Below are 16,563 nucleotides of genomic sequence, written 5' to 3'. Positions count from 1 at the left end.
TACCTGCTATGAATACAGCTAAACTGGATGCCAACGGTATCCATCGTTCACGTTTGTTTGCCGGGGTGTGCCTTGCACTGTTCCCCACGGCCTTCTCGTTTGCCCTGGTGGGCGGGATTCTGGGCCAACTGAAAACCGAGTTCATTTTGACCAACGCCGACGTCGGCTTTATCGGCGGCGCGGTACTTTGGGGCATGGCCCTGTCACTGATTGCGGTAGCACCGGTGCTGGAAAAAATCGGCCTACGGGTCGCCGCTGCCGGCGCCTTTGTCGGCCACCTGGTCGGTGTCTCGCTGTTGTTGCTGGCCTACTTCTCGGCCGGTTCACCGTCAGGCTTTTGGATCCTGTTCCTCGGCGCCATCTGTCTGGGTATCGGTAACGGCCTGATTGAAGCCGCCGGTAACCCGATGACCGCTGCACTCTATCCGGAGCGGAAGACCGTCAAGCTCAACCACTTCCACGCCTTCTTCCCGGGCGGCATGGTGGTCGGTGCCCTGCTCGGCTGGTTGATGTTCCAGATCGGTTCTATCGGTGCACTCAACCTGGGTCACTGGACTGTGCATATTGCGGTCATGTACATCCCGATTATTGTTTACGGTGCGATGATTCTGCCGCTCAAGTTCCCCAAAACCGAAACCGCCGAAGCGGGCGTACCGGTGGGTGAAATCCTGCGCTATACCCTGACCCACCCCATTGTGTTGCTGCTGATCTTGATCAAAATGATCACACTGTCACTGGAGCTGGGCCCCATGCGTTGGATTCCGGACGTGTTGGAAAACGCCGGCATGCACGGACTGTTGGTATTTGCCTGGATCACCGGTTTGATGGCTGTGCTGCGTCTGTTTGCCGGCCCGGTTGTTGAGCGCCTGGCGCCGACCGGCATGCTGTTTTGTTCAGCGGTATTGACCGGCCTGGGTCTGATCATGTTCGCCAGCTTTGAGACCGGTATCGTCAAACTGCTGTTTGCCGCCACCGTCTTCGCCTTTGGTGTGGCCTTCTTCTTCCCCACCATGGTGGGCTTGATGAGCGAGCGCTTCCCGAAAGCCGGTTCTGTGGGCATCGTACTGATGATCGGTGCCGGTATGGCCGCCTCCGGTACGCTGCAAGGTCAGATGGGTGTGATTGCCGACCGTTACATGCCGGATGCGTTGGATGAACAACGCACTGTGCGCGTAATGGAGCAAGTGCAAGAGCGCTTCCCGGCCTATGTGGATCAGGCCCGCGCCGCAGGCGATGATCTCGATGAGCTGGCGAGACTGGGCTTCCTCCCCGAAGACCTGGAGAACGTTATCGGACACAACGAGCGCGCTCTGAGCTACTACCGCAGCAACAACGAGCTGGACGGCCAGCTGACCGGTAATGCCCTGCGCTCACTGCTCGACAGTGGCCTGGCAGAAGAAGGTGAGCTGATTGAAGAAGCTGGCGCTGTGCTGCGCCCTGCTGACAACTACGGCGGCCGTATGGCATTCCGCTGGGTCGCACCGGTAGCCCTGATTGTTGCCGCGTTCTTCGCCATCATGTTCCTGCAAGATCGCAAGCGCGGTGGTTACCGTGCAGTAAAGTTGGATGAGAACACCGGCGCACAATAACCGCCCCGGTTGTTTACAACGAAAAACGGCGCCCTCAGGGCGCCGTTTTTTTATGACCTACTTAAACAATGGCACGCTGTGCCCAACCCGAAACACCGTGCCGACGCTTATGTAGGTCGGATTAGGCCAAAGGCCGTAATCCGACAAAACGGCACCTTGTCGATATTTGCGTGCTTCATTGTCGGATTACGCTGCGCTAATCCGACCTACTGGATACAACGCGCCAATCGTTCGGGGTTGGATGTTTTTGTCGTATTACAATTTGCGATTGTTCGAGTAGGTCGGATTAGCCGCAGGCGTAATCCGACACTTGAGGCACCAAACCAGATTCACACCTGGCGATTAATGCTGACGTTCAACATGCCGGCGGACCGCGTCCATCCCACCTTCTAGCCCATAGTGCCTAAGCAACTCAGACACTCTGGGATCTTCACAGATTTCCCGCGTTTGGGTCCACATCGACTGATGCCATTGGCTACGCCCCAGCAGCTGGTAGGATGAGCAGCGTTCGTAGCCTTTGGAGCTCATATGGGCGCTCCAGTAAAGAGCGCCGATTGGTCTGCCTGCTAAAACTACAAACAACGCAACATAGCAAATGTAGATCGACAGTTTATAAGGTCTAGAACTCGAAAGTCGCTCTTTACTATAGAAGGGAATGCTAGCTGTCAGAACCATCAACCCTAGACCAGTAAGAAACACTCCCGGTGCAATTGTATGAAGGTAGTGAACAACAACGACCGGCGGTGAAACAGCGAGAGTTTTTAAGAGCGGAACCAGCTGGTAATGAATCGCCCACAGACCAGCCGCCATAAGAGGCACCCCAAAGGCTGAAAAACCCAAAAAAGCTTTTATTTTTCTCACATAGATCTCCTCAAATACTTTTGGCGATAGATTTTGAGTCGTGAAAAAATCAGCCTTTTACCCTCAGAGCTCAACGTTCGAATAACACGACCCGCCAAGCCGTAAATCTCACCTGTAATCTCATTCCCTTTTTTCGCGACGCTCTCCTCTACATCATCCATTAAAGACAATATGTACTTACTTAGCCTATCGTCAGAGTCGACTAGGCTCAAAGAAAGCCCAACAAAAAAAGCGAACTAATACCTGCCACAATAGGAATGACGACAGGAACTGCTACGGCAGTTGCAGCCCCAAGAGCAATAACTCCCGTTGCAGCCAAATATCCCGAAAAGCCGGCAATCGCTAATTTAATCAGGTCGGCGCTCAAGTTAGAAACCCAATGCGCCCAGCGATATTCTTCTTTAAAAAACCATTCATAGGTTCTCAGGGTCAAGGACATGACCGCCGTTATCACGAAACTGGTTTTTGCTGCCGCACGGATACCCTTTCCGCCGATGCCAAGCTTTAACATTTGGGTATTGGACGCCAGATATCGGGTACCTCTGATGATTCTTCGCAGTCGGTGATTACCTTTGAAAACGATATACTCTTGTCCGTTTCTTACTGTTGTGTAGTATTCCGTCAACAGCCCACCTGACCGCATCAGGTCTCTGGCAAGTACAGACAGCAATGCGATATCTCTCGTTAAGGCCGCATGGTCCTTGGCAACATCCAACGTTGAGCTGATCAACTCAACGCCGGTAAGGCGGCTGAGCTTTTCTTCGATCTGGGCGGGGGACTTCCCGAGGTCTTTTTGCGTGTATATCCACATCGTGAGAAACTCCTTCTGATTCAGGATGTAGATATCAACCTCTTTGGCGGCTTGGTGCTGGCGTTGTGCGTGGTAGGAATAGTAATGGGAATTGCCGTAAAGCATTTTGATCCTCCTTGATCTTGCGCAGCTCAGTTCCCTAAAAACTTGGAGCCTGCAGTAGGTGATGAGTAGACGGTAATGCTAGCAAGCGACGGCAATTAGGCCAAGCTCGGGAAAAACTTAAAATCGCGATTAGTGACTCACGTCACATATTGTGTCTTCGGCAACAGCGCCGGATTAGGCCAAAGGCCGTAATCCGACAGAACGGCACCTTGTCGATATTTGCGTGCCTCATTGTCGGATTACGCTGCGCTAATCCGACCTACTCAAACAGTGGCACGTTGTGCCCAACCCGAAACACCGTGCCGACGCTTATGTAGGTCGGATTAGGCCAAAGGCCGTAATCCGACAGAACGGCACGTTGTACCCGCATATAATGGCATCTTGCTTTATCCACCTAACCGGGTTTTGAAATCCTCGTACCCAAACTCGCGCACAACCTGCAACTCATCGGTACGGGAGTCCCAAATCGCGATGCTAGGCAGGCGGATGCCGTTGAAGGTGGTGGTTTTGACCATGGTGTAGTGGGCCATGTCATCGAACACCAAACGCTGGCCAACCTGCAACGGCTGGGCGAAGCTGTAATCGCCGATGACGTCACCCGCCAGGCAGGTCATGCCGCCCAGGCGGTAGGTGTGCGGTTTTTCCTGCGGCTCCCCTGCCCCGAAAATATCGGCGCGGTAAGGCATTTCCAGGGTGTCGGGCATATGGCAGGTGGCGGAGGTATCGAGAATCGCCTGATCCAACCCGTTCCAGATCAGATCCAGCACTTCGGCCACCAGCACGCCGCTGCGAATGGCGACCGCCTCGCCCGGTTCGATATACACTTGCACGTCGTAGCGTTGGGCAAAGTCTTTGATGGTCTGAATCAAGTCATCGACTTGATAGTCTTCTCGGCTGACATGGTGTCCGCCACCAAAATTGATCCACTCCATTTTGTGCAGGTAGGGGCCGAACTTTTCTTCCACCGCTTTGAGGGTACGCTGGAGCGGCGGCAGGTCTTGCTCGCACAGGGTGTGAAAGTGCAAGCCGGTGATACCGTCGAGGGCGTCGGGATCAAACTGGGAGATCGGCGTACCCATGCGCGAGCAAGGCGCGCAGGGATCGTACAGGGGCACGTCGCCTTCCGAGTGTTCCGGGTTGATGCGCATGCCGAAATGCAACTCGGGGCGCTGCTTTTGGGCCTCAAGGGCGAGCCCTTTAAAGCGCTGCCATTGGCTGAAGGAGTTGAAAACGACGTGGTCGGAAATTTTCAGAATTTCAACCAGGTCTTCTTCCTTGAAGGCCGCAGAATAGGTGTGGACTTCGCCGCCGAAGTATTCGCGCCCCAGTTGAGCTTCATGCAAGCCGCTGGCGCAGACACCGCTCAGGTATTGCTGGAACAATGGTGCCAGGTTCCAGGCGGAGAAGGCTTTGAGGGCGGCCAGAACCTTGGCGCCGCTTTCGCGCTGGACGCGGTTGAGGATTTTGAGGTTGTCCTCGACCGCCGCCCGGTCGATCACGTAACAGGGAGATGGCACGCGGATGGGGTCAAAGCGATCGAAATAGCGGCGTTTTTGCATGGTTGTTTCGGGGACCATAATTAGATTAAGTTAATACGATTTACCGTTGTTCAAGTAGGTCGGATTAGCGCGAAGGGCGTAATCCGACAAAGCGGTACGTTGTCGATGGTGAGGTGCCTCAGGTGTCGGATTACGCTTCGCTAATCCGACCTACGCGATACACCGTGCCAATTTTCTGTGTCCCGTGCCGTTGTTCAAGTAGGTCGGATTAGCGCGAAGGGCGTAATCCGACAAAACGGCACGTTGTCGATGGTGAGGTGCCTATACTACTCGGGACGTTCGCGCGACAGCTCTACTTCCCACGGGAGGCCGTGCTTGTTGAGCGCTTCCATAAACGGATCCGGGTCGAGTTGTTCCATGTTCCACACGCCCTTCTGCATCCATTTGCCTTGCAGCATCATCTTGGCGCCGATCATGGCCGGGACGCCGGTGGTGTAGGAAATCGCCTGGGATTTCACTTCCCGGTAGCACTCTTCGTGGTCGCAGATGTTGTAGATGTACACAGACTCTTTCTTGCCGTCTTTAAGGCCGTGGGCCACGATACCGATACAGGTCTTGCCCTTGGTGCGCGGGCCGAGGCTGGCGGGATCGGGCAGCAGCGCCTTGAGGAACTGCAGCGGAATGATTTTGTGACCTTCAAACTCGACCGGCTCAATGCCGGTCATGCCGACATTTTCCAGCACCTCAAGGTGCTTGAGGTAGCTGTCACCAAAGGTCATCCAGAAACGCGCCTGTTTGATTTCCGGGAAGTGCTTGGTGATGGACTCCAGCTCTTCGTGGTACATCAGGTACATTTTCTTGGGGCCAATACCGCCCGGGAAGTCGAACTCGCGGCATTCGCTCAGGGGCGGCGTCTCGACCCAGTCGCCGTCTTTCCAGAAGCGACCGTTGGCGGTGACTTCACGGATATTGATCTCCGGGTTGAAGTTGGTGGCAAACGGATAGCCGTGATCGCCCGCGTTACAGTCGATGATGTCCAGGGTGTGGATTTCATCCAGATAGTGCTTTTTGACGTAGGCGGTGTAAACGTTGGTCACACCCGGGTCAAAACCTGAGCCCAGCAGCGCCATCAGGCCCGCCTTTTCAAATTTTTCCTGGTAGGCCCACTGCCATTTGTACTCGAACTTGGCTTCATTCGGCGGTTCGTAGTTGGCCGTGTCCATGTAATGCACGCCCGCTTCCAGGCAGGCATCCATGATGGTCAGATCCTGGTACGGCAGCGCCACGTTAATGACCAGCGAGGGCTTCTCTGCTTCGATCAGTGCCACCAGCTCGGGGACGTTATCCGCGTCGACTTTGGCCGTTTTAATCGGGCGATCCAGTTGCGCGGCAATCGCATCGCACTTGGACTGGGTACGGCTGGCGAGCACGATTTCGGAAAAAACCTCCGGCACCTGCGCACATTTATGGGTGACAACACCGCCGACACCGCCGGCACCGATAATCAATACTTTAGACATGCGTCTCTCCTGTTAACGCTCGAAATAGGTGTAGCCGCGCAGGCTCTCGGTAAATGCACTCAACATCTGCTGGCGTTCGCTCACGCTGATACGGCCGTCGCGCACCGCCTGCTCGGCGGTTTTACGAAACTCTTTGAACATCGCCTGCGGATCGTATTCCACATAGCTTAGTACATCGGCAACGCTGTCGCCGTGAAGTTCATGGACAAAGTCCAGGGTGCCGTCGGCATTGATGCGCACGCTCGCCACGTTGGTGTCACCAAACAGGTTGTGCAGATCGCCGAGGGTTTCCTGATAGGCACCGACCAGGAACACACCCAGATAATATTCTTCACCCTCTTTGAGCGGGTGCAGGCTGACGGTGCTGCTCTCCCCTTCCGGGCCGGCAAACTTGCTGAGCTTGCCATCGCAGTCACAGGTCAGATCGGCAATGATCGCCTGCCGTGTGGGCTCTTCATCCAGCCGGTGTATGGGCATCACCGGGAATACCTGAGAAATGGCCCAAGCATCCGGCAGCGACTGAAACACACTGAAGTTGCCGTAATAGATGTCCGCCAGTTGCTGCGGCAGCACTTCCAGCTCCTGCGGGATACGCTTCATCTGCGGCAGCAGGCTGATGATTTTTTGCAGGCCGGCCAGACACAGGTTTTCGGCCAGCGCACGCATGCGCAGGCTGACATCGCCCCGGTGAAACGCCTCACGCACCTGGTCGCGGTAGTAGAGCACGTCGTTGTAACTTTCGTGCAGGCCTTCCAGCGTAATTTTGTTGACGATGTGCCACAGGTTGGTGACCTGCTCGTGCCACTCTTCCGACAGTTCACTTGGCGTCGGCGCGGGGTCGAAGTTGCTGACGTCGAGTACGTTGAACAGCAGTACGGCGGTGTGTGCGACGGTCGCCCGACCGGACTCGGTCACGATGGTGGGGTGCGCAATGTCGTGGGCATCCAGGGACTCCTGAATGGCTTCCACCACGTCGACACAGTACTCCTTGATGCCGTAGTTGCGGCTGTAGCCGCTCACGGTGCTGCCCGTACCGTCGTAATCAATCGCAAGACCGCCGCCCAGATCGATATAGCCCAGGGGCGCGCCCTCTTCCACCAGATCGATGTAATAGCGGCAGGCTTCGAGCACACCGGCGCGGATGCTGCGGATGTTGGGAATCTGTGAGCCCAAATGAAAGTGCAGCAGCTGTAGGCAGTGCAGCAGACCGGCATCGCGCAGGGTGTCGATAACACTGACCAACTGGATCGTGGACAGACCGAAGAGACTGCGATCGCCGCTGTCTTCAGCCCAGTGGCCTTCGACTTTGGTGGACAGTTTGAGGCGCACGCCGATCAGCGGGTCTACACCCAGCTCGCGGCTGCGCTCGATGATGATGGGCACTTCGGCCAGAGTTTCCACCACAAAAAAGCATTTGAAACCGAGCCGCCGCGCCTGCAGCCCCAGATCGATAAACTCGGCGTCTTTATAGCCGTTGCAGATGATCAGGCTTTCGCGATTGCTCAAGCTCGACATGGCGATCATCAGCTCGGCTTTACTGCCGGCTTCCAGACCGTGGTTGTAGCGCTCGCCAAAGCGGGCAATTTCCGCCACCACATGGCTTTGCTGATTCACTTTGATGGGAAAAGCACCGCGGTACTCGCCCTGATAGCCACAGGCACCGATGGCTTCCGCGAAGGAGTCGTTGAGGGCGCTGATGCGTCCGTCGATCAGGTTTTCGACCCGCAGCAATACCGGCATGTCCAGCCCGCGTTGTTGCAGGCCCTGGATAACCTGGGGGATGGATACGGCGGTGTGATGGCCGTTATGGGGTGCTTTGACGACGACATCGCCGTCGTCATCGATACCAAAATAACCACCGCCCCACTCATCGATGCCGTACAGTTCGGCCGATTTTCGGGGAGACCACGGGGAGGTGTTGGAGGAGTCAGTCAATGATGCCACCTGTTCTGTCTGTGCACAGGCGTTTGCCTGCTCGGGGTGGATTAAAAGCGCGCAATGTTCCACATTTCCGGGGAAAAGGAAAGCATTTGCCGGTTAAATATTTGTGGGCATCATAATAGCAGGGATTAGCGGGGTTCGCAGGGATGTTGGGGCGGGGTTTGGGAACATGTCGCGGATGGGTGTTGCGGGATGGGTGTGGTTGGCGGGTTCGGTCGGGATGGGTGCCTCAGGTGTCGGATTACGGCCCTTGGCCTAATCCGACCTACGTGAACAATGGCACGCTGTATCCTGTAGGTCGGATTAGCGCGCAGCGCGTAATCCGACAAAACGGCACCCAACCCGACACCTGAGGCACCTAAATTGAATCTGACCGGCTATTCGGCGACCAAATAGTGAATCAACGTGGCCATGTTCTCGATATACGCGCGGGTACTGATCCCCATCTCCGGCTCTTCAACCCGGTAAGGCGAGGTATCCCACTGATCACCCACATCGCGGCTGGCGAAATCACCGGGGGTCGGCTCGTCGCTCGGCGGCGCGCCGATGTAGGGGTTGGAGGTATGGGTCAGCGGCGTCGGCCAGTAGCCTTCGTCATTGAGCTCGCCCTGGAGCGCCTGCACGCGCCGACGCAGTTCGCGCGGGTCGCGCTCGGGCAAGGCACGGCTCTCCGGGTTGAGTGCGCTCACATCCCCTCGCAGAGTGAAGTACGGGGGCAAGCCCACGGCGTCGGGGTTACGCAGAGGCGACCCTTTGACCGCTTCTTCCGGCGGGGTGGCACGGGCCTGCTCATACGCTTCACGCAGGGCATCGACGTCGACATAACGCGCGGCCCGATAATGCGACAGGGTGTTTTCCGGGTCGTAGTCAACATAGTACTCGCCCGCAACGACGTTGGAACCGCGTCGATGCACGTACAAGGGCCTGTCGGTGCCCACTTCGTAGAAGGTGGCGTGGGTCCGTCCGCCCTCGGCGCGGATCCGGTCCTCCGGCAGGCGCACACGGTCAAGCCAGTCCAGGGCCTCGGGGATGCGCGCCAGGAACTTGGTGTCGCCAGTCAGGTAGTAAAAATGCAACAGCACCTCAACCTGGTCGGCGGTGTAATGGGGTGAGAGGCTTTTGGGCTCGTAGGTACGCGCCCCGGCCGGCTTGAGGTCGTCCGGGGTGTACTGCATGGCCCAGCCCGGCTGGGGAGAACCCTGTTGAAGCAACAAAATGGTGTGCATGGCACGGTTGATCGGCTCCAGCACGCGCTGCTCGCCCAAGACCTGATAGGTCATCAACAGGAAGTCGATATTTTCCCGCGAGACGTCGTCGTTGAGCGTGATAAAGGAGGTGTAGTCCGGCTGACCGCCTTTGCTGAACTCGTTGCGCAGGGGGTAGCGCTGAGGCCAACCGCCCACCGGGTACTGGCTGTCGAGCACGAATTGTACGGCCTGCATCAACGGCGCTCGGTAGCGCGCGTCGAGCTTTTCCATATACAGGCGCAGCAGAAACTTGGCAGAGATGCTGGTGACATGGTCGTCGAAGGTGGCGTTGCCATAGTAATGGTGGTATTCCTCCAGGCGCCAACCGTGCTTGGCGATGGTGCTGTACCACTGCTTGAGCGATGCCTCGCCGCCCCAATCCGCCATATAGTGCCAGCCACCGCTGGGGTGTTGAGCCCAGATCAGGGCACCGGCGACCTGCTCGGCGGCCTGGTAGTAGTATTCGTCCCCGGTCGCCTTGTAGGCATCCAGAAACAGGTGCCCCATGTGCGGGGTACCGCCGTTGGGCTCAATCCAGAACTGGCTTGGGTAGGCTTCCATTTCGCCCCACATACGGGAGAAATCAGACTTATACGTGTATAAATATCCCCCGCGATTGCTGACCTTCTCCACCATAAACTCGGTGGCCTGGCGCATGGTCGCTTCTACGCTCTGGGGATCGGGTTGGGCGCTGACACAGGCACTCAGCAGCGGGTACAGGAGCAACGCACCGACAAAACGGCGGTAGTAACGGTTTATCATTATTGGTCTCTCTCTCGGACTATTGGTTGTTATTGGCACCAGCCTACCGCGCGCGGGGCTCCCGCGATAGAGAGTTAACGATTTTTAACTCTGCTTTATGGTCCCTTTAAAAATATGCTTTAACTATCGAAGACGCCATCCAAATAATGCCGGCCTATCAAAACTATAGTCAAAATCATCCCAAAAGTGCGGCGTTTTTGAGTAGAATAGGCACGAACTCGCCCTAACTATTGGATAGGAAGTAATGACTGAGACTCAAGTAGACGATCTTAATGTGGTCTCCCAGGAGCTGCTGATTTCCCCGGCGGAGCTCAAAGGCGCACTGCCCCTGAGCGACAAGGCCCGGAAAGTGGTAACTGAAGGCCGCCAGACCATCCGCAATATCCTCGATCGTAAAGATCATCGGATTTTTGTGGTCATTGGCCCCTGCTCCATTCACGACGTGGATGCCGCCATGGACTATGCCCAGCGCCTGAAAAAGCTGGCAGATGAAGTGAGCGATTCCATCTATGTGGTGATGCGCGTCTATTTTGAGAAACCTCGCACAACCACCGGCTGGAAAGGCCTGATCAACGACCCGCATCTGGACGACTCCTTCAAGATTGAAGAGGGTTTGCATACCGGTCGCAAACTGTTGCTGGATATTTCCGAATTGGGCCTGCCCACCGCCACTGAGGCACTGGACCCGATTTCGCCCCAGTACCTGCAGGATCTGATCAGCTGGTCAGCCATTGGCGCGCGCACCACCGAGTCCCAGACTCACCGGGAAATGGCCAGTGGCCTGTCGTCGGCCGTCGGATTCAAAAACGGTACCGATGGCGGCATGACCGTGGCCATCAACGCGCTGCAGTCGACGTCCAAACCGCACCGTTTTCTGGGTATCAACACCCAGGGTCAGGTCTCGATCATCCACACCCGCGGCAACCCTTACGGACACGTGGTGCTGCGCGGCGGCAATGGCAAGCCCAATTACGATTCGGTGAGCGTTGCCATGTGCGAGGAAGAGCTGACCAAGGCCAAGGTCCCGGGCAATATCATGGTTGATTGCAGCCACGCCAACTCGAACAAAAATCACGAGTTGCAGGCGCTGGTGATGGATAACGTCGCCAACCAGATTATGGAAGGCAATCAGTCCATTATCGGTTTGATGGTGGAAAGCCACATCAATGCCGGCAATCAGAAGATTCCGGAAAACCTGGCGGATCTGAAGTACGGCGTGTCGGTGACCGATGCCTGTATCGATTGGGAAACCACCGAAACCGCGCTGCGCAGTATGCGTGACAAGATCAAAGATGCGTTGAAAGCCCGGGGTTGATGGGATTGAAAGTTCTTCTGGTCGTTGACACCCTGCCCGTCGCTGCGACCGAGCGTCTGCGCGATATCTACCTGGCCGCGATCAAGGCTCATGTAGCACTGGGTTACGAGACGTTTGTGGTGCAATCACGGGCGCCCTGGCGTCAGGATACCGCGGACTTTCTCGCCGCCATGGGCGCCACTCTGGTGCCCGATGGCGATGAGCCCGCACCCCGCCCGAGCTTGTTGACACTTGTACGCGATCCGCTGTACATCAAACCGAACCGGATGTTTCAGCGTTTGATGCACGCAGTAACGACCTATTTCGCGCGCGATGGACTACCCGATGTGATCACCGGGCTGATGAGCACCAAGTACACCGGGGTGCCCGCCTTTATGCTCTCGCAATCACTGGGTGTGCCCTTCACCATCTGGGAGCATTTAACCCATTACCAGCGCCCGCAACTGGGGTTTACCACCAAGCGCCGCGTGCGTCGCGCGCAGGCGGCCAGCGATCGGTTGTTTACCGTTTCACAGCCGCTGCTGGAGAACATTCGCCGGTGCATGTCGTTGCCGCTGCCCCAGGGTCGGGTGCTGCCCAATCCGATTCTCGATGGATTTTTTGAACCACCGACCACAGCCCTGCCGGAGATCGAAACCTTTCGGCGCGGCCGGTACTTGTGCGCTGGCTGGACCAACTGGCGTGACATCAAACGGGCGGACATTTTCTTGCGCGCGATCGCAAAACTGCCTGAGGATGTTTGTGCGGTCATTGCCGGGCCGACGCTGAAAAGTGCTCGCCGGTTGCTCGAAGAACTCGGTTTGCAGGACCGGGTTTTGATGACCGGATCGCTCGATCGCGCCCAAATTCACGCCCTGGCCTATATGACCGACTGCTGCATTCTGCCCAGTGATCACGAGACCTTCGGGATGCCCGCGCTGGAGGCCATGGCGGCGGGTAAGCCGGTGGTCACCACCGTCAGTGGTGGCCCGGAAACGCTGATCAGCGAGCCGTGGTTGGGGCGCGTTGTCGCGCCCAGGGACCCGGCGGCCATCGCCGAGGCGGTGTTGGAGATCAAAGCGGATCCGACCGCTTTTCCGGCCGAAAAAATTCGCGCGCACACCAAATCGACCTATGCCGAGACCGCTTTCAGTGGCTATTGGCAGGCGCATTACGAGGAGTTGTTGGGGTAAACACCTCACCGAATCTCGAACTGCACCCGCCACACCATTTCCAATACCTCGCCCGGTACATCGTCGGGCGGTTCCGGGAGGGGCTGGGCGCGACGCACGACGGCCTGCACCTCCCGATCCAACAGAAAGTAGCCGGAGCTTTGATCCAGATCGGCCTCAATCACCCGCCCTCGCCTGTCCATACTGAAACGCACCCGCGCCTCTCCCTGCTCGCGCCGCGAACGGGCGGCGTGCGGGTAACGCTTGTGACGTTCGAGATGGGCATTGACGCGCCCCTGCCAGCTAGTGCGCGCACTGGCCACACGCACAGCCTGTTCCAAGCCCTGAATCGGTGCCTGTAAATTCTCCTGTACCGGTGCGCTGCTGTCCTGTTCTACCCCCGGGTTGTCGGCGACTGTTGGCGGTTGTTTCGGGTCCGGGGTTCGCTCAGGTACAGGTTCGGGTTCCGCGACCGCTGGCTCGGGCTGGGGTTCTGGCTCTGGCTCGGGTTCAACCTCGGCAATAGCGGGAACCGGTTCGGGTTCAGGCTCGGTCGCCGGCTCAGGAATTGGCTCGCTGACGGGTCCCCCCGATGGCGGCGCACCGACAAACGCCGCCAGTTCCACCACCATGGGCGCGCCCTCGCCCACCCTCGGTTCGGGCCCACTCCCCGCCTTGAGCAATCCGACGCCCAACGCCAAATGCACAGCGGCGACCAGGGCAAAACTGCTGCTCCATCGACGCCGATGACTCATCCGCTGGTCTCCTGTCCCACCAACGCAATTTTCAGGTAACCGGCGCTGCGCAGCAGGTTCATCAGATCCATGAGCTCACCGTAGTCCACGCTGCGATCGGCGCGCAGATAGATACGCTGCCCCTTGTCGCCGCCACTGGCGGTGTTGAGGGTGTCGGTCAGCTGGCCGCGTTCGACCTGTTCATTGCCCAGACGCAAATCCAGGGTTTCGGTCAGGGTCAGGTAAAGCGGTTCGTCCGGACGCTCCTGGGGCTGAGCCTGTGTCGATGGCAGGTCGACGGCAACATCGACCGTAGACAGAGGCGCCGCCACCATAAAGATAATCAATAGCACGAGGACCACATCAATAAAGGGCGTGACGTTGATGTCGTGGCTCTCCGCCATGTCATCGCTATCGGGATTGGGAAGTTGCGCAGCCATCAGGCGGCCTCCTCGTCCTGATGGCTATCGCCAAAAACCGATTGTCGATCCAGATCCAGCGATACCAGACGCAACAATTCTCCCGCCATGGTGCTGATCACTGCGCGATAGTCGCTGACTTTGCGGGCAAACTGGTTGTACATCATCACCGCCGGAATGGCGGCAACCAGACCCAGGGCGGTGGCCAGCAACGCCTCGGCGATACCCGGGGCGACCACGGCCAGGTTGGTGGTCTGGGCGTCTGCTATGCCAATAAAGCTGTTCATAATGCCCCAAACCGTGCCGAACAGCCCGATAAACGGCGCGGTGGAGCCGACACTGGCGAGAATCCCGGTGTGTGCTTTGGCGCGCCGGGCTTCGCTGGCTTCAATGCGCGCAAAGCGTCCGGTCAGACGCTCCTTGATGCCTTCAGTGGGTAGCTGGCGGGATTGTTTGCGCTCCAGGTCTGTTACCCAGAGCAGCTGTTTGATGGGGCCGGTACTGCCGGTATTGAGGCGGACGGCTTCGTGCAACGAGCCGGCCCGCTGTAAACGGGCCAAGGGCTCGCGGCAGTCGCGCCGGGCCCTGGCCAGCTCCAGGGTTTTGACCAGCCAGATGGTCCAGGTGAGCACGGAGGCGAAAACCAGACCGATCATGACGGATTTGACGACCCAGTCGGCCATCATAAACATGCCCCAAGGCGACAGATCGTGCCCGGCCGCAAGGGAGGTGGCGGCCGAGGCCGCAAATAGGGAGGTGCTCATGTCGCATTCCTTCGTGTAAAGGTGAACCTTTTTCGAGAGAATGAGACTTTATATTAAATGATAATAATTATCAATACGGGTTTTGAAGATGGCGGGTCTCGCGGGTTGGGCGTCTCAGGTGTCGGATTACGCCCTCCGGGCTAATCCGACCTACTGGATACACCGTGCCATCGTTTACGTAGGTCGGATTAGGCACAGCCGTAATCCGACAATAAGGCACCCAACCCAGTACAACGTGCCATCGTTTACGTAGGTCGGATTAGGCGCAGCCGTAATCCGACAATGAGGCACCCAACCCAGTACAACGTGTCATCGTTTACGTAGGTCGGATTAGGCACAGCCGTAATCCGACAATGGGGCACCAACCCACTACAACGTGCCATCGTTTACGTAGGTCGGATTAGGCGCAGCCGTAATCCGACACCTGAGGCTCCCAAACTACTCTACCGGATGCCAGCCGCCGCCGAGGGCTTTGTAGAGGTCAACAGCGGCGATCAGGCGACTCAGGCGCGCCTGGATTAGCTGCTCCCGTGCCTGAAACACGCTGCGTTGGGCATCGATGAGGGTCAGCAGTTCGTCGCTGCCCTCGCGGTAACGCACTTCGGTCAGGTGCAGCGTGCGCTCGGCCTGTTCGAGAATATCCGCCTGGCTTTGCTCCTGGGTTTCATTCAGCTGCACCCGGCCCAACGCATCGTCGGTTTCCCGCAGGGCATCGAGAATCGCACCGCGATATTGCGCCACCAACTCCCGCTGCTGGGATTCACTGATGCCTCGCTGCGCCCGACGCTGACCACCGTCAAAAATCGCCTGGCTCAACGACAGACTGACATTGCGCGACTGGTTGGCGTCACTCAGCGTGAACAGCCCCGAAGCCCCTAGCCCCGCCATGGCACTCAGGCTTACGCTCGGCAGAAAGGCCGTGCGCGCAACGGCGACATTGGCGTCTGCACTCTGTAATTGCGCTTCGGCGCGCGCCAGATCCGGACGGCGCAATAGCAGCTCGGCCGGGGCAATGGGATCAATCGTGGGCACCTGTAAATCAGCCAGGGGCTCGGCCTGCCAGTCGTTGTCCTGCGGCACCCGTCCAAGCAGTACCGCGAGCGCACGCCGGGTCTGCTTGGCCTGGAATTCCAGCGGTGGCAAATTGGCGCGTTGCGACAACACATTGGTCTGTTGGCGCGCGAGGTCTGCGGCACTGGCAGCGCCGTTGCGGTAACGCGCATCGACCACTTGCAACACCCGCTCACTCAACGCCAGGTTTTCCCGGGCAACCGCGACGCGTTCGGCCAGCGCCAACCACTCAAACCAGGCGCTGGCAACCGCACCGGTCAGACTCAGGTTGGCCGCGACGTAGTCGTACTCGCTCGCCATAAACGAGGCTTCGGCCGCGCGTCGACTCGCTGCCACGCCGCCCCACAAATCCAGTTCATAACTCACACCGAGATTGGCGGACGTGGTTTCATTGCTGAACCAGCCACCCTGCAATGGATCCTGATCCCGACGGTAGCTGGTGCCGGCACCAAGGTTAAGACTGGGGAACAGACTGCTGCCAGCACTGCGCGCGCGCAGCTGCGCCTGGCGCAGTCGCTCATAAGCCACATCCAGTTCCGGGCTTTGCGCCTGGGCTTCCTCGATCAACGCATTGAGCTGAGACGAACCAAAATCCGTCCACCACTGAGGGTCGATATGATGCTCGCCAGCGTCCGTTAAAGCCACAGCCGATTGCCAGGACGCGGGGGTATCCACTACCGGGCGCTCAATCGGGTCAATGCGCGCACAGCCTGCGCTGATTGCAAGCATTGCCGCAGCCAACGTCAGATAACGAGCGGTAAACATTTTGCGCAT

13 protein-coding genes are annotated in these 16,563 nt (G+C 57.8%); 3 read left to right on the top strand and 10 right to left on the bottom strand.

Going from position 1 to position 16,563, the window contains the following annotated elements; translation table 11 throughout:
- The first annotated feature begins 8 nt into the window (after positions 1–8).
- Complete coding sequence (locus DKW72_RS02680; RefSeq protein WP_111640749.1) at positions 9–1,589, top strand: MFS transporter; 1,581 nt, start codon at positions 9–11, stop codon at positions 1,587–1,589.
- Positions 1,590–1,931: 342 nt separating this feature from the next.
- Here DKW72_RS02680 and DKW72_RS16320 read toward each other — a convergent pair whose 3' ends face one another.
- From DKW72_RS16320 to DKW72_RS02655, 6 genes are all read right to left on the bottom strand, one after another.
- The gene (locus DKW72_RS16320) at positions 1,932–2,450 is read right to left on the bottom strand and encodes a hypothetical protein (protein ID WP_157960374.1); all 519 of its coding nucleotides are present in this window, start codon (positions 2,448–2,450) and stop codon (positions 1,932–1,934) included.
- A gap of 208 nt (positions 2,451–2,658) precedes the next feature.
- Positions 2,659–3,366: a hypothetical protein gene (locus DKW72_RS02675; RefSeq protein WP_111640748.1), complete on the bottom strand. Its 708-nt coding sequence runs from the start codon at positions 3,364–3,366 to the stop codon at positions 2,659–2,661.
- Positions 3,367–3,752: 386 nt separating this feature from the next.
- Positions 3,753–4,925 carry a carboxynorspermidine decarboxylase gene (gene nspC, locus DKW72_RS02670; RefSeq protein WP_111640747.1) on the bottom strand — a complete coding sequence of 391 codons (1,173 nt, stop codon included), beginning with the start codon at positions 4,923–4,925 and terminating at the stop codon, positions 3,753–3,755.
- A gap of 266 nt (positions 4,926–5,191) precedes the next feature.
- Entirely contained in the window at positions 5,192–6,385 is a 1,194-nt protein-coding gene (locus DKW72_RS02665) for a saccharopine dehydrogenase family protein (protein WP_111640746.1), read from the bottom strand.
- 12 nt (positions 6,386–6,397) lie between these two features.
- Complete coding sequence (speA, locus tag DKW72_RS02660) at positions 6,398–8,320, bottom strand: biosynthetic arginine decarboxylase (protein ID WP_111640745.1); 1,923 nt, start codon at positions 8,318–8,320, stop codon at positions 6,398–6,400.
- A 383-nt stretch (positions 8,321–8,703) separates the two neighbouring features.
- A complete protein-coding gene (locus DKW72_RS02655; protein ID WP_111640744.1) occupies positions 8,704–10,335 on the bottom strand; it encodes a pectate lyase in 1,632 nt (543 codons plus the stop codon).
- 244 nt (positions 10,336–10,579) lie between these two features.
- Here DKW72_RS02655 and DKW72_RS02650 point away from each other — a divergent pair, with 244 nt between their 5' ends.
- Both DKW72_RS02650 and DKW72_RS02645 read left to right on the top strand, forming a co-directional pair.
- Entirely contained in the window at positions 10,580–11,650 is a 1,071-nt protein-coding gene (locus DKW72_RS02650; RefSeq protein ID WP_111640743.1) for a 3-deoxy-7-phosphoheptulonate synthase, read from the top strand.
- Positions 11,651–11,655: 5 nt separating this feature from the next.
- Complete coding sequence (locus DKW72_RS02645) at positions 11,656–12,822, top strand: glycosyltransferase family 4 protein (protein ID WP_157960373.1); 1,167 nt, start codon at positions 11,656–11,658, stop codon at positions 12,820–12,822.
- Between the two features lie 5 nt (positions 12,823–12,827).
- On the opposite strand, the gene DKW72_RS02640 is transcribed toward DKW72_RS02645, so the two are convergent.
- The 4 genes from DKW72_RS02640 to DKW72_RS02625 all read right to left on the bottom strand — a co-directional run bounded on the left by DKW72_RS02640 (position 12,828) and on the right by DKW72_RS02625 (position 16,563).
- Positions 12,828–13,556, bottom strand: coding sequence for an energy transducer TonB (locus DKW72_RS02640; protein WP_111640741.1), 729 nt, complete (start codon positions 13,554–13,556; stop codon positions 12,828–12,830).
- Positions 13,553–13,975, bottom strand: coding sequence for a TonB system transport protein ExbD (gene exbD / locus DKW72_RS02635; protein WP_111640740.1), 423 nt, complete (start codon positions 13,973–13,975; stop codon positions 13,553–13,555). The genes DKW72_RS02640 and exbD overlap by 4 nt, the downstream gene beginning before the upstream one ends.
- Positions 13,975–14,718, bottom strand: coding sequence for a tonB-system energizer ExbB (gene exbB / locus DKW72_RS02630; RefSeq protein WP_111640739.1), 744 nt, complete (start codon positions 14,716–14,718; stop codon positions 13,975–13,977). The genes exbD and exbB overlap by 1 nt, the downstream gene beginning before the upstream one ends.
- Positions 14,719–15,156: 438 nt before the next feature.
- Positions 15,157–16,563, bottom strand: a complete 1,407-nt coding sequence (locus tag DKW72_RS02625; protein WP_232522289.1) for an efflux transporter outer membrane subunit — start codon at positions 16,561–16,563, stop codon at positions 15,157–15,159.

This window comes from Marinimicrobium alkaliphilum (assembly GCF_003259155.1).
GTDB lineage: Bacteria > Pseudomonadota > Gammaproteobacteria > Pseudomonadales > Cellvibrionaceae > Marinimicrobium_A > Marinimicrobium_A alkaliphilum.
The sequence above is the reverse complement of the archived record's forward strand: the minus strand, read 5'-3'. Positions and strand labels throughout refer to the sequence as shown.